The organism is Nocardia abscessus NBRC 100374, from assembly GCF_000308455.1.
Classification (GTDB): domain Bacteria; phylum Actinomycetota; class Actinomycetes; order Mycobacteriales; family Mycobacteriaceae; genus Nocardia; species Nocardia abscessus.
Window position 1 is genome coordinate 68,401 of record NZ_BAFP01000081.1, and the last position, 14,956, is coordinate 83,356.

13 protein-coding genes are annotated in these 14,956 nt (G+C 67.9%); 5 read left to right on the top strand and 8 right to left on the bottom strand.

Going from position 1 to position 14,956, the window contains the following annotated elements:
- Positions 1-47 precede the first annotated feature (47 nt).
- The 4 genes from ON19_RS16215 (at position 48) to ON19_RS16230 (ending at position 5,753) form a co-directional block, all read left to right on the top strand.
- A complete protein-coding gene (locus tag ON19_RS16215) occupies positions 48-1,877 on the top strand; it encodes a 3-deoxy-7-phosphoheptulonate synthase (protein WP_043692596.1) in 1,830 nt (609 codons plus the stop codon).
- Between the two features lie 725 nt (positions 1,878-2,602).
- On the top strand, positions 2,603-4,933 hold the full coding sequence (locus tag ON19_RS16220; RefSeq protein WP_227954821.1) for a sensor histidine kinase: 2,331 nt from the start codon (positions 2,603-2,605) through the stop codon (positions 4,931-4,933).
- A 32-nt stretch (positions 4,934-4,965) separates the two neighbouring features.
- The gene (locus tag ON19_RS16225; protein ID WP_043692599.1) at positions 4,966-5,382 is read left to right on the top strand and encodes a roadblock/LC7 domain-containing protein; all 417 of its coding nucleotides are present in this window, start codon (positions 4,966-4,968) and stop codon (positions 5,380-5,382) included.
- Positions 5,379-5,753 (top strand): DUF742 domain-containing protein, encoded by a 375-nt coding sequence (locus tag ON19_RS16230; protein WP_043692602.1) that lies wholly within the window; start codon positions 5,379-5,381, stop codon positions 5,751-5,753. The genes ON19_RS16225 and ON19_RS16230 overlap by 4 nt, the downstream gene beginning before the upstream one ends.
- Positions 5,754-5,775: 22 nt before the next feature.
- On the opposite strand, the gene ON19_RS16235 is transcribed toward ON19_RS16230, so the two are convergent.
- Positions 5,776-7,731 carry a GMC family oxidoreductase N-terminal domain-containing protein gene (locus ON19_RS16235; RefSeq protein WP_043692605.1) on the bottom strand — a complete coding sequence of 652 codons (1,956 nt, stop codon included), beginning with the start codon at positions 7,729-7,731 and terminating at the stop codon, positions 5,776-5,778.
- Between the two features lie 199 nt (positions 7,732-7,930).
- On the bottom strand, positions 7,931-8,515 hold the full coding sequence (locus ON19_RS16240) for a hypothetical protein (RefSeq protein WP_043692607.1): 585 nt from the start codon (positions 8,513-8,515) through the stop codon (positions 7,931-7,933).
- A 280-nt stretch (positions 8,516-8,795) separates the two neighbouring features.
- Here ON19_RS16240 and ON19_RS16245 point away from each other — a divergent pair, with 280 nt between their 5' ends.
- Entirely contained in the window at positions 8,796-9,995 is a 1,200-nt protein-coding gene (locus ON19_RS16245; RefSeq protein WP_043692609.1) for an alpha/beta hydrolase family protein, read from the top strand.
- A 37-nt stretch (positions 9,996-10,032) separates the two neighbouring features.
- On the opposite strand, the gene ON19_RS16250 is transcribed toward ON19_RS16245, so the two are convergent.
- From ON19_RS16250 to ON19_RS16270, 6 genes are all read right to left on the bottom strand, one after another.
- Positions 10,033-10,788, bottom strand: coding sequence for a DUF6882 domain-containing protein (locus ON19_RS16250; protein ID WP_157229735.1), 756 nt, complete (start codon positions 10,786-10,788; stop codon positions 10,033-10,035).
- A gap of 58 nt (positions 10,789-10,846) precedes the next feature.
- Complete coding sequence (locus ON19_RS16255) at positions 10,847-11,200, bottom strand: hypothetical protein (RefSeq protein WP_157229736.1); 354 nt, start codon at positions 11,198-11,200, stop codon at positions 10,847-10,849.
- Positions 11,201-11,438: 238 nt separating this feature from the next.
- Positions 11,439-11,972, bottom strand: coding sequence for a hypothetical protein (locus ON19_RS16260; RefSeq protein WP_043692613.1), 534 nt, complete (start codon positions 11,970-11,972; stop codon positions 11,439-11,441).
- Between the two features lie 4 nt (positions 11,973-11,976).
- Positions 11,977-12,321 carry a carboxylesterase family protein gene (locus ON19_RS44690; RefSeq protein ID WP_218006432.1) on the bottom strand — a complete coding sequence of 115 codons (345 nt, stop codon included), beginning with the start codon at positions 12,319-12,321 and terminating at the stop codon, positions 11,977-11,979.
- Positions 12,322-12,643: 322 nt separating this feature from the next.
- The gene (locus tag ON19_RS16265) at positions 12,644-13,795 is read right to left on the bottom strand and encodes an acyl-CoA dehydrogenase family protein (protein ID WP_043692616.1); all 1,152 of its coding nucleotides are present in this window, start codon (positions 13,793-13,795) and stop codon (positions 12,644-12,646) included.
- A gap of 13 nt (positions 13,796-13,808) precedes the next feature.
- Complete coding sequence (locus ON19_RS16270; protein ID WP_043692618.1) at positions 13,809-14,954, bottom strand: thiolase family protein; 1,146 nt, start codon at positions 14,952-14,954, stop codon at positions 13,809-13,811.
- Between the last annotated feature and the right edge of the window lie 2 nt (positions 14,955-14,956).

Below are 14,956 nucleotides of genomic sequence, written 5' to 3' on the forward strand. Positions count from 1 at the left end.
CCGGTTCGGTTCGGACTTCTCGTGACACCCACCGCACGGAGCCGGCCGTGACGATCACGCACACCGGCCCCGAACCACCGGGTGATTGCCCGCCCGGTGGTTCGGGTCTCCGTCAACCGGACGGGATCGAACGATTCGGCCACCCGCTGACCAGGATGCTGCTGAGCAGCGACGGCTTCACCACCCCTGTGCTCGCGGGAATTCTGGGCACCGAGCTGCAGATTCGGGTGCTGCGCCAGGACGATATCGCGGCCGGCCGGTTGCCGGGCACCGTCACCGACGCATTGCGCGTATCCGGCGCCGATCGCGTCATCGTCCGACGCTCGTGTCTGGTCAACGCCGATCTGGTCACCGTATCCGTCAACTACGTCGTCGCCGTGCGCGGACCTGCGGCCGCGTCCGGGGTGGACGATGTGCGGGTGCCCATCGGGTCCGGCCTGATTTCGCGCGGGATGTCACAGCGCCGGCAGCTGCTGCGGACCGGCGTGACGAGATGGCCGGACGGCAGGATGTGCGCGACACGGTCCTATGTCATGCTGCTCGGCGATCGGCCTCTCTGCTACATCCGGGAGTCGTTCAATCCCAGCGTTGTTCCACCCGCCTATGCCACCGCGACCGATGATGATCCGCCTTGGGCCGATGAACCGGAACGCGCGCAGCCGGGATCGTTCACCCTTCGAACAGCACTCCCGGCCCCGCAGAAGGCCATGGGCAACGGGCCGACGGACATCCCACCCGCGACATTGTGGGGCCGCGTGCGGCGCTCGCGCCCCTTGCCTGCGCTGGTCCACCCGGACGAGTGCGAGACGCTCACCGCCGGTTTGGCCCGGGCAGCGCGCGGACAGGGCTTCGTGCTGCACCTCGGCGGCAGCGACGACCGATCCACCGCAGACGGTTCCCGCGCCGTCGATGCCCGCCGCGCGCTGATCTACGCCGCCGCGGCGGTCATGGCGCACGGGTCGGGCGAACCGGTCGTCACCATCGAACGAGCGGCCAGGTTGTATCCCGCACCACGATGGATGCCGGAGGTACTCGGCCTCGCGGCGGCGTCTTTCGTCGGCGCTGCGACCGATGACGGAAGCGATCCGGCCGACCGCACGCCGGACCCGCTGCCGGACAGGTCCGTTCACGCGGCTCGTGACGGCCTCCGCGGCGATCATCTGCCGCTCACGCTGTGTGTGAATATCCTGCGCCGTGCCGGGGATCGGTGCCATGACCCGGTGCGTCGCGACCTGCTCCGCGAGGTCGGTGGACTGTTGCCCCTCGCCGCGATCGCACCGCCGGGCGCTCACGAACTGCACAGTTCGCTGGGTTCGCTACACGTCTCGCGGGAACCGGTCCTGCCCTACGCGCACGACCCTCCCCCGCACAGCGCCCACCGGCGCGGGTGGGATCGTTCGGCACACCTGCTCTGGATCGGTGACGAGACCCGCCCCGCCGCCAGCGACCAGCTACGGTTCGCGGCCGGCGTCGGCAACCCTGTTGCCGTAGCGCTCGGTCCCACCACCACACCGCACGATGTCGAGTTCCTGTGCCGAACGTTGAATCCGCAGAAGCGACCCGGCAAACTCACCCTCGTTCCTCGGCTGAGCGCCGCCTGCACCCGCGACAAGCTCCCGGCCTTGTTCGATGCGGCTACCACGTGCGGAACTCCGGTCTGCTGGGTGTTCGATCCGCTGCCGCCCGCCCCGCGTACCCGGGACGGCCGCATACCCCTGCTCGGCGAGGGTGCCATCGACGGCATTCGCGCGTTCTTCCAGACCTGCCGGGCCACTGGCACCGCTCCCGGCGGCCTGCATCTGGAATGTGCGCCCGGCCTCGATCCGGCACAGACGCTGCACTGTGTCATCGCGGCGCTCGAGTCGAGGGCCGCCTGATCGATTGCGGCCCGCGCCAAGGCGTCCCGGTCCGCGAAGGGTCCGGAAAACCGGAGCCGGGCAGCGTGCCGCGAGTCCTTCGGCACCGGCCGTCGTAGCGACGACCGGGAGCCGGGTCCCCCTGACTGGGAAGCATATTCGTGCCTCCGGCCACTTCGGGTACTGTCCCATCCGGGTGCACTCGACAAGTCGAGCTGCACGGTTGATGGGCTCATGACAATTAGAGAAGAATCGCCGGTAAGTTCGTGGTCCGTCTCTACCGTTCCAGGCAGTTGCGGATTCACCCGCAGAGCCCGAATCCCGGCACCGGAGAACTCGGCCGGTATCGCTGCTGTCGCCCACTCGCTCAGGATCGCTACAGCAAGTTATCTGCACTGATCCGATATCATCGCCCGCTATCCCCCGCCCCCAGACCGCACTGCTGAGCGGAGGCGCATCCCAGCAAGAAAGGGGCACCCCCTCCTGCGCCACCACAGAGCTCCTCCGGCAAGCGCAATACAATTCAGGAATAATTGCGGTTCACTTGTGGAGTATCACAAATCCGCGTGATTCGCGATGTGATCGCTACGCTTTCGTTATTCTTCGGACGGGTACAGGTGAGGCGTCGGCCGGCCGGGGCGGCGCCGTGTTGGAGGTAGGCGTTTCCAGCCGTGAGCAAGTGGTCTGAACTACGCACGTCCGCTGTGGGACTGGTGCGATCGAGTCAGCGCGATGTCCGTGGTCGAGTGAGTGTGCGGGTGCGACTGCTGGCGATCGTGCTCATCTCCAGCGTCACACTGCTCACCATCGGCGTCGGAGCAGCGGGTTACCTGGTGAAATCCGCTCGCGAGGCGGAGGAATGGGCGGAGCTGGCCAGCAGCACGACAGCGCCTGCGATTCTCATGGTGCAGGCGTTCCAGGAGGAACGCCGGTTGTCGCTGTTGTATCTGGCAGGTGATGCCGAGGTCGTGCCCGGGCTCGCCGCCGCACGGCAGCGCTCGGACGCCGCGCTGGCGGCAGTGATCGACAAAGGCGATGCCGCCCGCAAACTCAATCCCGGCGGCTCCGCCTCGGATATCGAGGGCTACAACAAGCTGTTCGCCATGGTTCCCAAGCTGCGCGCCGGGGTCGACGCGCAACAGGCGCCACCGAACGATGTAATCCAAGTATTCAGCCAGGTCATCGGCACGATCGTCGCCGCGTCCATGCTCGCCGCCCGGGTAGCGCCGCAAGCCGACATCGCCATCGAACTCGGCAATGGTGTCGAGCCCCTGCGAGCAGCCGAGGCATTGTCGATGGCGGACACGCTGGGAGCGGTGGCATTGACCCGCGGCGAACTCACTCCCGCGCAACTGACCGAGTTCAACCGGCTGGTCGGCGAATTCCGCAGCCAGGTCGCCTATTCCAGCCGCGTGTTGAAGGGCACCCGGCTGGCCCAGCTCGAGGAGATCACTGCCGGAGCGGCCTACCAGAAGGTGATCGCGATGCAGGACGCGGTGATGGTCCGGGGACCGGTGGAGGCGGGCACCGATTTCGAGGATTCGACTCGCTCCACGGACGGTACCGGCAGAACCCAGGGCGCCCGCTCGACATCCACGACCGCGGCATTGCCCATGGGCGTCGCGGCCTGGCAGGATGCCTCCGGCCAGGTGGGCTCGGCGCTGCTGAAGCTGTGGGATTTCCAGAGCCGCGACGCGCACGACATCGCTCGCGAGCAAGGCGACCGGACCGCGCGGCAATCCCTGCTCGGCGGCGCGGCGGTATTGCTGGTCGCGACCCTCGCCTTCGTCGCGGCACTGGTGCTGGCCAATCGCTTCATCGCGCGGATGCGCCGATTGCGGCGCGACACGTTGGAGCTGGCGGACCAACAGCTGCCCGATCTCATGCACAGGCTCGGCCGAGGCGAGAGTCCGGACTCCGAGAAGGAGTTCACGCGCCTCGATTTCGGTTCCGACGAACTGGGTCAGGTGGCCGACGCCTTCAACCGTGCGCACGTCGCGGCCGTGGCGGCCGCGGCGGCGGAGGCGAAGACCCGCGCGGGCGTCAACGCGGTGTTCCTCAACATCGCCCATCGCAGTCAGGTGGTGGTGCACCGCCAGCTCGCACTGCTCGACCAGGCCGAGCGCAAAGAGGAGAACGCCGACCAGCTCGAGCTGCTGTTCCAGCTGGACCACCTCGCGACGCGGGCCCGGCGCAACGCCGAGAACCTCATCATCCTCGGTGGCGAGCAACCGGGTCGGCGCTGGCGCAAGCCGGTGCCGCTGCTGGACTTGGTCCGGGCCGCGGTCGCGGAAAGCCTCGACTACACGCGTATCCAGATCGGCCGGCTGCCGGATATCCAGGTGTCCAGTAACGCCGTGGCCGACCTGATCCATTTGATGGCCGAGCTGACCGACAATGCGACAGCCTTCTCACCCCCGCAGGCGCGCGTAGAGGTGACCGGCGTCGTGGTCGGGCGGGGTGTGGCGGTCGAGATCATCGATCAGGGTCTGGGCATGTCGGAGTCCGACTTCGCCGCACGGAACGAACTGTTGTCCAACCCACCCGATTTCAGTGTGGTGACCTTGTCCAGCGAGACCCGGCTGGGCTTGTTCGTAGTCGCGAAGCTGGCGCACCGCCACGGCGTTTCGGTGCGATTGGGTGAATCGGTCTACGGCGGCGTCCGGGCCGTGGTGCTGCTTCCGAACGCCCTTTTGCAGACGCAGACGCGGCCGTACGAACAGCACGACGGCGGCCCTGCCGAACCCCCGGAGACACCGATCTCGGACAACGCATCGCCTCGTCCGTCTCCGGTCGTGCAACGATCGGCATGGTTCACCCCGCCTTCCGAGCAGTCCCCGGCGCCGGGCACGCACAGCGATCGCCGTGGATCCGGCTCGGACGCCACACCGTATTCCGGGCCTGCCCCGGATGCCCGGCCGCCGTTGCCACGTCGCCGCCGTCAATCCCCCGAGGAACAGGCGGCGCCCCCCGCCGCCCCGGTGCGGCAGCGGACCGCCGACGAGGCACGCAATCTGATGAGTGCCATCGAGAACGGAACCCGCCAGGGACGCCGGAAGCGTCCCGACCTCGACTAGTCCGCGATCCACCCCACCATCGGAAGGCGACGATGACTACTTCCCAGGGAACCGGCTTCGGTTGGCTGCTCGACGAGCTGGTCACCGGACTGGTCGGAGCCCAGTCCGCGGTGCTGCTGTCCTCGGACGGGCTGCTGCTCGGCCATTCGAACCAGCTGGACAAGGCCGACGCCGAGCGGTTCAGCGCGATGGCTTCGGCGCTGCACAGCCTGTCGCGCAGCGTCGGTCACCATTTCGACGCCGGTGGCGTCTGCCAGACCGTGGTGGAACTCGACCGGGCGGTGCTGTTCGTCACCGCGGCAGGCGCCAACGCGTGCCTGGCGCTGCTGGCGTCCGAGACCGCCGATATGGGTATGGTGGCCTACGAGATGAACCAAACGGTGCAGCGAGTCGGAACACATCTGTCGGTCGACACGCGCCCGCACCCACCCGCTTCGACACAGCCATGACTTATCCGCACGATCCCTGGTACGAAGAAGACGCCGGACCGCTGGTCCGGCTCTACGCCATCACGCGCGGCCGGGGTCGTGCCGCGCGACCGGAACTGAACCTGACCACCCAGGTGGTCGATGCCGCGCCCGGTACCGCCCTGCGGCGCACCGAGCCGGAATACGCCGCGATCGTGCAGTTGTGCCAAACTCCACAGTCGGTGGCCGAGGTGTCCGCGCGACTGCACCTGCCCCTGACGATGACGAAGGTCCTCATCGGCGACCTGCTCGATGACGGCCGGCTGATCTGCCGGTCGCCCCAGCCCGCTATGGGGGCGGAGTCGGATCTCGGTCTCCTGCGCGCCGTGCTCGACGGCATTCGAGCGCTCTGACCGCACCGGCTCCGGCCCATGCTCAGATCAACTGCGCGGCAAGCCTTTTCGCGTTCATGTAGGCGATCGCCTCGATCGACACCATCGGGTTGACGCCCGACGCCGTGGGGAAGCAAGACGCGTCGGCGACGACGATGTTCGCCACTTCCCAAGTGGCGCCGTCCGGGTTGGTGGCCGAGTTCTCCGGCGAGCCGCCCATCCGGGCCGAGCCCATGATGTGCAGCGCGCCGAGGGAACATTGCCCGGGGCCGTACCCCGCGGCCCGGCAGGCGGCGGCGAACTCGGCGTGCGAGCCGCGCCGGCCCGGTTCATAGGAGATGCCGGCCTGGTGCCCGGAAAAGATGCGGTGCGCCCCGGCCGCCTCCAGAATGCTGGCCGCCCCCTCGATTCCGGTATGCAGATGGGCGGCGTCGTAGTCCGACAACCGGTACTCGACGATCGGCTCACCGCCGCGGTCGACGGACACGCGGCCCGGGTCACGGTCGCGCGTGATGATGCCGATCGCGTTCGATTTCGCGAAATCGAGCATGGTGGCCCGATGTTGCTCGGCACCGCGCCAGCTCATGAACCCGGTGGCGAGACCGGGATGGATCGGACCGGTTTCGTAGATCACACCGTAGCCGTTGCCGTCCAGGTCGCTGTGCCTGCGGCAGATCCGGGTCTGCAAGCCACCTTCCCACGGCCTGATCTCTTCCTCGAACACGCCGAATACCGCGGCCGCCGGGTGCAGGCGCAGGTAGCGGCCGATGTTGTCGTTGCGCAACCCGGAACGCCGCAGCAACGCCGGGGTCTGGATCGCGCCGGCCGACACCACGACCGCACGTGCGTGCACCTCGATCGCCACGCCGTCCGAGGTGACCGCCGAAACTCCCTGGGCCCGGCCGTCACGCACGATGATCCGCCGCACGTCGGCGTCCACGACGAGGCGAGCGTCCCGGTCGGCCGCATCGGCGAGCCAGGTCTTGGTCACCGACTGCTTGGCGCCGAGCCGGCAGCCGTATCCGCATCGACCGCACTCCACACCGGCGTCGCAGGCATCGGTGACGTTGCGCGGCAACGTATCCACTTCCCAGCCCAGCGCCTTGGCACCACGCTCCAGAACGCCGTCGCGTGCGGACAACACCGACCGCCGATCGGTGACACCGAGCCGCCGTTGCACTACTTCGAGCGCCTCGTCGAACTCGGTCTCGGCGAATTGACCGGCGCCGAGCGCGGCCCACTCCGCCCGCACGTCCTGCGGCGTCGGCAAGGAGGTGCTCCAGTTCACGACCGTCCCGCCACCGAGGCAGGTGCCCGCGACGAGAGTGATCTGACCTTCGGTGGACGCGGGCGGGCCCGGCGCGTACAGCTGCTGCAGTCCGCCGAGCTCGCCGGTACCGAAATCGCGGTCGTCGTAATAGTTCCCGCGTTCCAGCACCACGACGTCGAGCCCCGCTTCGGCCAGGACCGCGGCCGCTACACCGCCGCCCGCACCGGATCCGACGACTACGACATCGCACCGCAGTTCGGTGGTCTCGGTGCACCGCAGCGGCGCCAGCGCGGGCGCGGGCGCCGTCGGCAGCGGACCGGTCGGAGCCGGATAGCCGATCTCCTTCCACAGCGGATTGGCGCCGGCCGGGCCGGGAGTGATGTTGTAGGACAGCAGTGACGCTTGTTTGAGCGCTTGGAAGATCACCCGCACCGGCTCGAAGCGGGAATCGGCCAGCCGCAGCAGCGCTCGCTCCCGTTGCTGCTGTGACAAGCTGGAGAAGCGGCGCGGACCGCTCCCGGTGAGCAAGCCGGTCAGCCGGGAGTCCCACAGGTTCAGCAGCGTGGCCAATTGCTTCTTCTCGGCCTCGCGCGGGTTGCGCCCCAGGATCTGGAAGACGGTGTCGACGGCGCCGATCGCGCTCGCCGACGGCAGCGTCAACCCGTCGCCGGGGTTGAACGTGTCGCAGATCAGGTTCAACGCCGCGCGTTGCTTGGCTGTTGGTTCCATGTCGAACAGTCCCCTTCGTTTCGCCGAGTGAGTTCTATCACAGGACGTGAACAACCACTAACTAAACGACTGTTTGCACAGGTCGTATCATCCCCGAGCTGGGAAGAATGCATGGACACATACTGCAGCTTCCGGCGCACCAGCCGGACTTGGCGGCGGCGGGCGGCGACAAGCCGAGGCCCCCGTTCGTGCCGGACGTTCACGCCGGAATGACGATCGCCGCCGCGTAACCGACCGCCAGGAACGCGTGGACGACCGAGACGAGCGCTCCGGCGAGTTCCGCCGTCCGGTCCGCACCGGCCCGCGGCCGCGTCAGCGACCACCGGGTGAACGTTCGCTCGGCATGTACCGCGAGGCGCAGCAACTCGGCGCGATAAGACCCGAGCAGCGGTTGGTCGCATGCGCTCAGTGCCGCGGCGGTGAGATGCGCGCAGCGGCCTATCGTCACCACGACCTCGAGCACCTCGTCCGGCACCGCCGTGATGACGTAGGCGTCCGCGAGCGCGGCCGCCATCCGCGTGCGTTCGACGACGCGGCCGAGCACCCGGCCCAATTCGGACAGCCGCGCACCGTCCGCCGCCACGGACCCGGACTCCAGGGCAGTGGTCAAGTTCGCGATCACCACACCGACCGCGTGTTCGACGCGGCGCAACCGGTCGAGAATCCCCGAGGCGTCGATCGGCGAGCAACCGAAATCCGCCAGGACCGTCGCCGCCTCGACCAGCGTCGCGGCCGCCGCACGGAAGTAGATGTCCGTTCCCGCGCTTGCCGACTGCGTCCCCATGCCCACTCCCTTCGGGTAGAGACCCTCGATCAGCAGCCATCGCGCGGCGGCCCGGCTTGGGTCAGGTTTGCCGCAAATATGCGTCAATGGTTCATAACATATCGCATCGATTTGCAGGTAGATAGAAGATATGGCCCAGAACAGTCATTCACTTAAATACCGCAGAGCCTCCACCGAACGCGGCGGATACGTCCAGGAGCGTCCGACCGGCGTTGGTCCGCACATGCCGTCGCAGGCACGATGATGGAGCCGAGCCGATGTCCGTCGAGAGGATCGACCGATGTACCGTCCGAGCCGCTGTCTGGTCGCGGTCGTCGTCCTGTTCTGGGCAGCTGTGGGGTGCGGGGATACCGAGCCCGAAACGCAGCCTGCCCGGGGCGAAATCGTGTCGACGACCTCCCTGCTGAGCCTGCCGCTCGACCAGACCGCCGCGCTGCTGGCCGGCGGCGGAATCCGAACGCCCGTGCGCAACGGTGTCGACGCGTTCCGCGTCGACTACCGCACGATCACCCCGCAGGGCGAACCGACCACCGCGAGCGGGCTGGTCGTGCTGCCGCGCACCGAGTCCGAGCGCCTGCGGGTGGTCAGCTACGAGCACGGGACCATGACGCTGAAAAGTGACGCGCCGTCGGTCGATACCCGCAACCTCCCCGACCGGCTGCGCGCGGTGATGTTCGCCGCGGTCGGCTACGCGGCGACGGCGCCGGACTATCTGGGCCTGGGGACCGGCCCAGGACCGCACCCCTACACCCACGCACCGTCGGAGGTCAGCGCGTCGGCCGACCTGTTGCGCGCGGCGCAGTCCCTCGCCGCACGGCAACGCCGGGAGTTGGACCCGAACGTGCTGGTGACCGGCTTCTCCCAAGGCGGCCACGCCGCCATGGCGCTGGGCAAGGCGCTACAGGCCGGAACGATCCCGGGCTTCGGCGTCGCCGCGTTGGCCCCGATCAGCGGCCCCTACGACATACGGCAGGTGCAGGCGCCGGCCGCGCTCGACGGCCGGGTCGTGCCGGGCGCGGCGGTCCTCTTCCTTTCGTATTGGATCACCTCGATGAACCGGATCCACCAGCTCTACGACGACCCGACCGAAGCTTTCCAGCAGCCCTACGCCGACAAAGTCGAAGAACTCTTCGACGGCTTCCACAACGAGATCACCATCGTGACCTCGCTGGCGACCACACCCGGGCAACTGCTGACCGCGCGGTTCCTCGGATTGGCCGCCGAACCCACCGGCGCCGCCGCGAAGGCCATCGCCGACAGTGACGGAACCTGCGACTGGACGCCGCGGGTGCCCGTCCAGCTCTACGCCGCCCGCGGCGACCGCGCGGTCCCCTACGCCAATACCGAGCACTGCCTGCGAGCCCTCGCCAGCGGCAACGCCACACTGCGCGACGTGGGCGATGTGGACCACGCCGGGACGGCCCGCGTTGCCCTTCCGGAGATTCTCAGCTGGTTCCAGCAACAGTTTCCGCCGAGCTGACCGGCACCATAGGGGCAGGTCGCCGCATGATCGGCGGTCAGTGCGAGTCGGCCGGTTGTGTCTTCGGCTCGAAGGGTGACTCGATCCGATCCATGACGATGCGGATGTCGAGGTTCGCGACCTCACCGGAGGCGTCGAACTCGACATCGCCCGCGATACCGTGGCCGCTGAATTCCAACCACCGGTAGTCGTCGAGGAACTCGGTGGCCAGGCCGCGCCGGGTCAGGTAGCTGTGCACCGCACGCCGGTGATCCGTCAGCGGCAGTGCCCCGAAACCGTAGGCCAGCACGCGAGCGAGGCCGGAGGCGGTCGGCGCGGGCAGCTCGAACGCCGGATGGTCGATGAGAAACGCGACGCAGGCGCCATCGATGATCCCACAGTAGGAGCTCCAGCGGCCACAGACGATCTTCGCCGCGTCCGCCATCAGCCCGGCCACCTGATAGGGCTCCGGCGCCGCACCGCCGAGCACGACGGGCAGTTCCGCCGAACACAATTCGGCGACGCCGTACCGAAAGCCGAACTCGCGCACCGTCTGTGCGGAGCGCAGCAGTGACCGCGGGTAGCCCCAGGGATTGACCCATCCCCACAGCCACGACTCGGCGTCGGCCGTTCCGAGCAGGTGGACGTCGGTGCACACGATGGAGCGCTCGTCGCCGAGGAATTCGAGCCGGCGTCCTTCCAGGTCGGCTTCCCACACGTGTGCGCCAAGCACTTCTTCCAGGTGCAGTCGGTGCTCGAGCGACAGCAAGCCCGCGTCATCGAGAAGTCTCGTCAGTGGCACGGATTTGGACACCGAGTCAGCGTAGTCAACGCGCGCCGGTGGATGCGCCTCCCACCGGATGTAGCGCCGGCTATCCGAAGGAACTGACGTTGTTCACCTGGTTCGAGGTGGTGTACCCGCTGACGTGGTAGGTGATGGTGAACGAGAGGTCCGAACCGGTCCACGTAATCGGCGACCACTCACCGGACTCGGAGAACAGGATGTAGATTTCGTGCCCGGCCTCGTACTCGGCACTGGTAGCGCCGGGGGCCAGCACGAACAGCTCTTCGGGCTTGTCCCATTCCTGCCGGTAGACCGAGACGTGTCCCCCCGAATCGTTGTGCAGCTTGTACCAGCCGGGCGAGCTGCGCGTTGCGGGCTCCGAGGCCGTCGACGACATTGTGATGATCTTCTTCTTGAGCGCCATTCGGGTGCTCTCCGTCATTCGACTCTCCTTCGATCCGCGTCGGGCATGCCAGAAATCGAACGCGAACCCGGTTCGACAACGTCGACGCGCTCGATCTCCGCACGAAGAAACAGCCGAACCAGGTCGCGAAGAATAGTGACCAGACGAAACTCCGAGAGGCTCGTCTGTTCTCACCACACAGTCTGCCCATCTCGGGGCGAACTCGATTCACCCCTTACGGGTGAAATACCGCGCAGCGCAGGGACGGCCGGGGCGCTCAGACCGCCGCGGCCGGTCGGCCCGGCAACGGGTGGGGCAGGAAACCGTCGGCGAAGTACATCATGGAACCGCACTGATCACACCGGTAGGCGTGCTGCTTCGATATCTCCTGGCCCAGCTCACTCGGGTGATCGGTCATGAAACCGGCATGTCCGGTGATGAAACCGACAACACCGAGGTAGGTGCGTCGCCGTTCGCACCACGGACACGTCAGGTCGACGCACTCCTGCCTGCGGCGGATCTCGTTTTCCTGCAGCGTTATCCGACGCTTCACCTGATCGATGTAGTGCCGCGCCTCCGACAGCGACAGTCGCTGTGGTTCGCTCCACGGGCCTTCGTACACAGTGTCGACGGCCGTCCGGAGTTGCGCGAACTCCGCTGCGGAACAACGCACCACCCGCGTACCCCTGAGGCCGCCCTCGACGCGATAGGTGATTTCCGCTCGCGAAACACCTTTCGGTAACCCTTTGTTCAGCTTCACCCGTTTCGGGTCATCCGCATCCGGCTTGAATTCCAGCCCCCGGTCCGACACACCATTACGATACCGTTCGAATCGACTCGGCGGCCTTCCGTCGGACGGCTACTTCGAGTAGTTGAAACCGATCAGCACCACGCCGTCGCGGGCGAAGGCCGCGCCGTCGTAGGGGGTGCTCACCGGCCGGCTGATCGAAGAGTCCTCCGGCGGCTCGTGGGGCGTAGGGGCCGAACTCGTCCGCGCGTCGCACGCCGGTCCACGGTGTCGCCGCTACCGGCGAGCCGAAGCGTCTCGGGCCGGTCGCAGGCGCCGCGTGCGGCACACCGGGAAAGGCGCCGACCCCGTTGCGGACCGCGCCCGCGACCCGGCCGCATCGGGTCGGTACTTCCCAAGTTCCGTCGGACACGTGCCACCTCGCGCTTCGCGGATCGTCGTCGCCCGGCCCCAGTGACAGGCGACAGGCGATGCTAATAATAGCGATCAGCTATGACGCGTAGTCCGTTCCGGCGAAATTCGCGAAACTTCGAAATCGGACGAGATCGACACGCTGTTCCGAGGTCGGCGACGCGAACGTCGAGCCGAGTTTCTCGGCCGTCGGTGCGCCTCACCCGAGGGTAGCCGCCGGGTCCACGGTCAAACATAGGTCTCGAGTACCTCGATGTCGGCGGCGGGCGCGCCCATCACGACGACGTCGATCGGGCGATCGGCCCGCTCCCGCGCAGCGGTATTCAGGACAGCCCCAGGTCCCGGGCGACGATCATCTTCATGACCTCGCTGGTACCCGCGTAGATGCGGGCCACTCGGGCATCGGTGTACAACCGGGCGATCGGGTACTCCATCATGTATCCGTAGCCACCGAACAGTTGCAGGCAGCGATCCACCACACGCGCTTGCACCTCGGTGCAGAACAGTTTGACGCGGGCGGCGTCCGCCCCGGACAGCGTCCCCGCGACCAGGTCGAGCACCGCCCGGTCGACCATGGTCTGGGCTGCCTCGACTTCCGCGGACATCGCGGCCAGTTCGAACTTGGTGTTCTGGAACGACGCGACGGGCGTGCCGAATGCCTTGCGCTGCTTGGTGTATTCGACCGTCGCGGTGATCGCGGCACGTGCTTGGGCGACCGAGCCGACCGCGACGGTCAGCCGTTCCTGCGGCAGGTTGTGCCCCAGGTAGCCGAACGCCGCGCCTTCGGCGCCGAGCCGGTTGGCCACCGGCACCCGGACGTCCTGGAACGACAGCTCCATGGTGTCCTGCACCTTGCAGCCCATCTTCTCCAGCATGCGCCCACGGGTGAAACCGGGCATCCCGTCCTCCACCACCAGGAGGGTGAGCCCGGCGCGCCGGTCGTCCGGATCGGCGGACGTGCGCGCCACCACGATCACCAGGTCCGCGAGCAGGCCGCCGGTGATGAACGTCTTGGCGCCGTTGAGTACGTAGTCGTCGCCGTCGCGCACCGCGCTGGTGCGCATGCCCGCCAGATCCGAACCCGTACCCGGCTCGGTCATCGCGATGGCGGTGAGCAGCTGCCCCGATGCGAGCCCGGGGAACCATCGGTCCCGTTGCGCGGCGTCGGCGTACTCGAGGAAATACGGCAGTATCACATCTAGTTGGGTGCGCACCGTGCCGAGCGTGACCAGCGCCCGGGCCGCTTCCTCTTGCAGGATCACGTTGTAGCGGTAGTCACGGATCCCCGCTCCCCCGTGCTCCTCGGGCAGCGCGAACCCGAGCAGCCCGAGTTCGCCCATCGCCGCGAAGATCTCGCGCGGCATTCTGCCGTCCTTCTCCCACGTGGAGTAGTTGGGCTCGATCTGTTTCGCCACGAATTCCCGGACCAGTTGCCGGAATGCCTCGTGGTCGGTGCCGAAAAGCTCTCGTCGCACGCCGCGCCTCCGCTCAGGACATCAGTTCGACGACGGTGGCGTTGGCGGTGCCGCCACCCTCGCACATGGTCTGCAAGCCGTAGCGGATTCCGTTGTCCCGCATGTGGTGCAGCATCCGCGTCATCAGCACGGCTCCGGACCCGCCCAGCGGATGCCCGAGCGCGATCGCTCCGCCCAGCGGATTCATCAGGGCCTCGTCGGCGCCGGTCTCGGCGAGCCAGGCGAGTGGAACGGGGGCGAAGGCCTCGTTCACCTCGAAGACACCGATGTCGGCGAGCGCGAGACCCGCTTTGCGCAGTACCTTTTCCGTCGCGGGGATCGGCCCGGTGAGCATCAGCACCGGATCGGAACCGGCTACGGCGCCCGCGCGGTAGCGCGCCAACGGCGTCAGGCCCAGCTCGCGCGCCTTGCGCGGGGTGGTCACCAGCAGGGCGGCCGCGCCGTCGGAGATCTGCGAGGCGTTGCCCGCGTGGATCACCCCGTCGTCCCGGAACGCGGGTTTCAGCCCGCCGAGTTTCGCCGCGGTGGTGCCGCGCCGGATCCCCTCGTCCGCGCTCACCACGCCTGATTCCGTGGTGACGGGCACGATCTGGTCGGTGAACGCGCCCGCGTCCTGGGCGGCGGCGGCACGTTCGTGCGAGCGCGCGGAGTACTCGTCGAGCCGGGTGCGGGTGAATCCCCACTTCTGCGCGATCAATTCGGCCGAGATGCCCTGGTTGAAGGCGAAATCGTCGTAGCGCGCCAATGCTTTCGGTCCGTAGGGAGTGCCGGAGGCCTTCGCCGCGTTCAACGGCACCCGGCTCATCACTTCCACGCCTCCGGCCACGACGATGTCCTGCTGCCCGGACAGCACGGCTTGCGCAGCGAAGTCCAACGCTTGCTGGCTGGAGCCGCAGGCCCGGTTGACCGTGACCCCCGGAATGGTCTCCGGCCAGCCCGCCGCCAGCACGGAGTAGCGGCCGATATTGCTGGACTGATCCCCGACCTGGGAGACACAGCCCCAGATCACGTCGTCGACCAGCGCCGGATCGAGGCCGCAGCGTTCGGCCAGCGCGGCCAGCACGAGCGCGGACAGGTCCGCCGGGTGCACCCCGGACAGCCCTCCGTTGCGTTTGCCCACCGCGGTGCGGACCGCGCCGGCGATAACTACCTCACGCATCT

What these genes read in the sequence shown, in the direction of transcription:
- ON19_RS16270 (WP_043692618.1), bottom strand. Translation starts at nt 14,954, where the DNA reads ATGCGTGAGGTAGTTATCGCCGGCGCGGTCCGCACCGCGGTGGGCAAA.
- ON19_RS16235 (WP_043692605.1), bottom strand. Translation starts at nt 7,731, where the DNA reads ATGGAACCAACAGCCAAGCAACGCGCGGCGTTGAACCTGATCTGCGAC.
- ON19_RS16230 (WP_043692602.1), top strand. Translation starts at nt 5,379, where the DNA reads ATGACTTATCCGCACGATCCCTGGTACGAAGAAGACGCCGGACCGCTG.
- ON19_RS16225 (WP_043692599.1), top strand. Translation starts at nt 4,966, where the DNA reads ATGACTACTTCCCAGGGAACCGGCTTCGGTTGGCTGCTCGACGAGCTG.
- ON19_RS16245 (WP_043692609.1), top strand. Translation starts at nt 8,796, where the DNA reads ATGTACCGTCCGAGCCGCTGTCTGGTCGCGGTCGTCGTCCTGTTCTGG.
- ON19_RS16240 (WP_043692607.1), bottom strand. Translation starts at nt 8,515, where the DNA reads ATGGGGACGCAGTCGGCAAGCGCGGGAACGGACATCTACTTCCGTGCG.
- ON19_RS16255 (WP_157229736.1), bottom strand. Translation starts at nt 11,200, where the DNA reads ATGACGGAGAGCACCCGAATGGCGCTCAAGAAGAAGATCATCACAATG.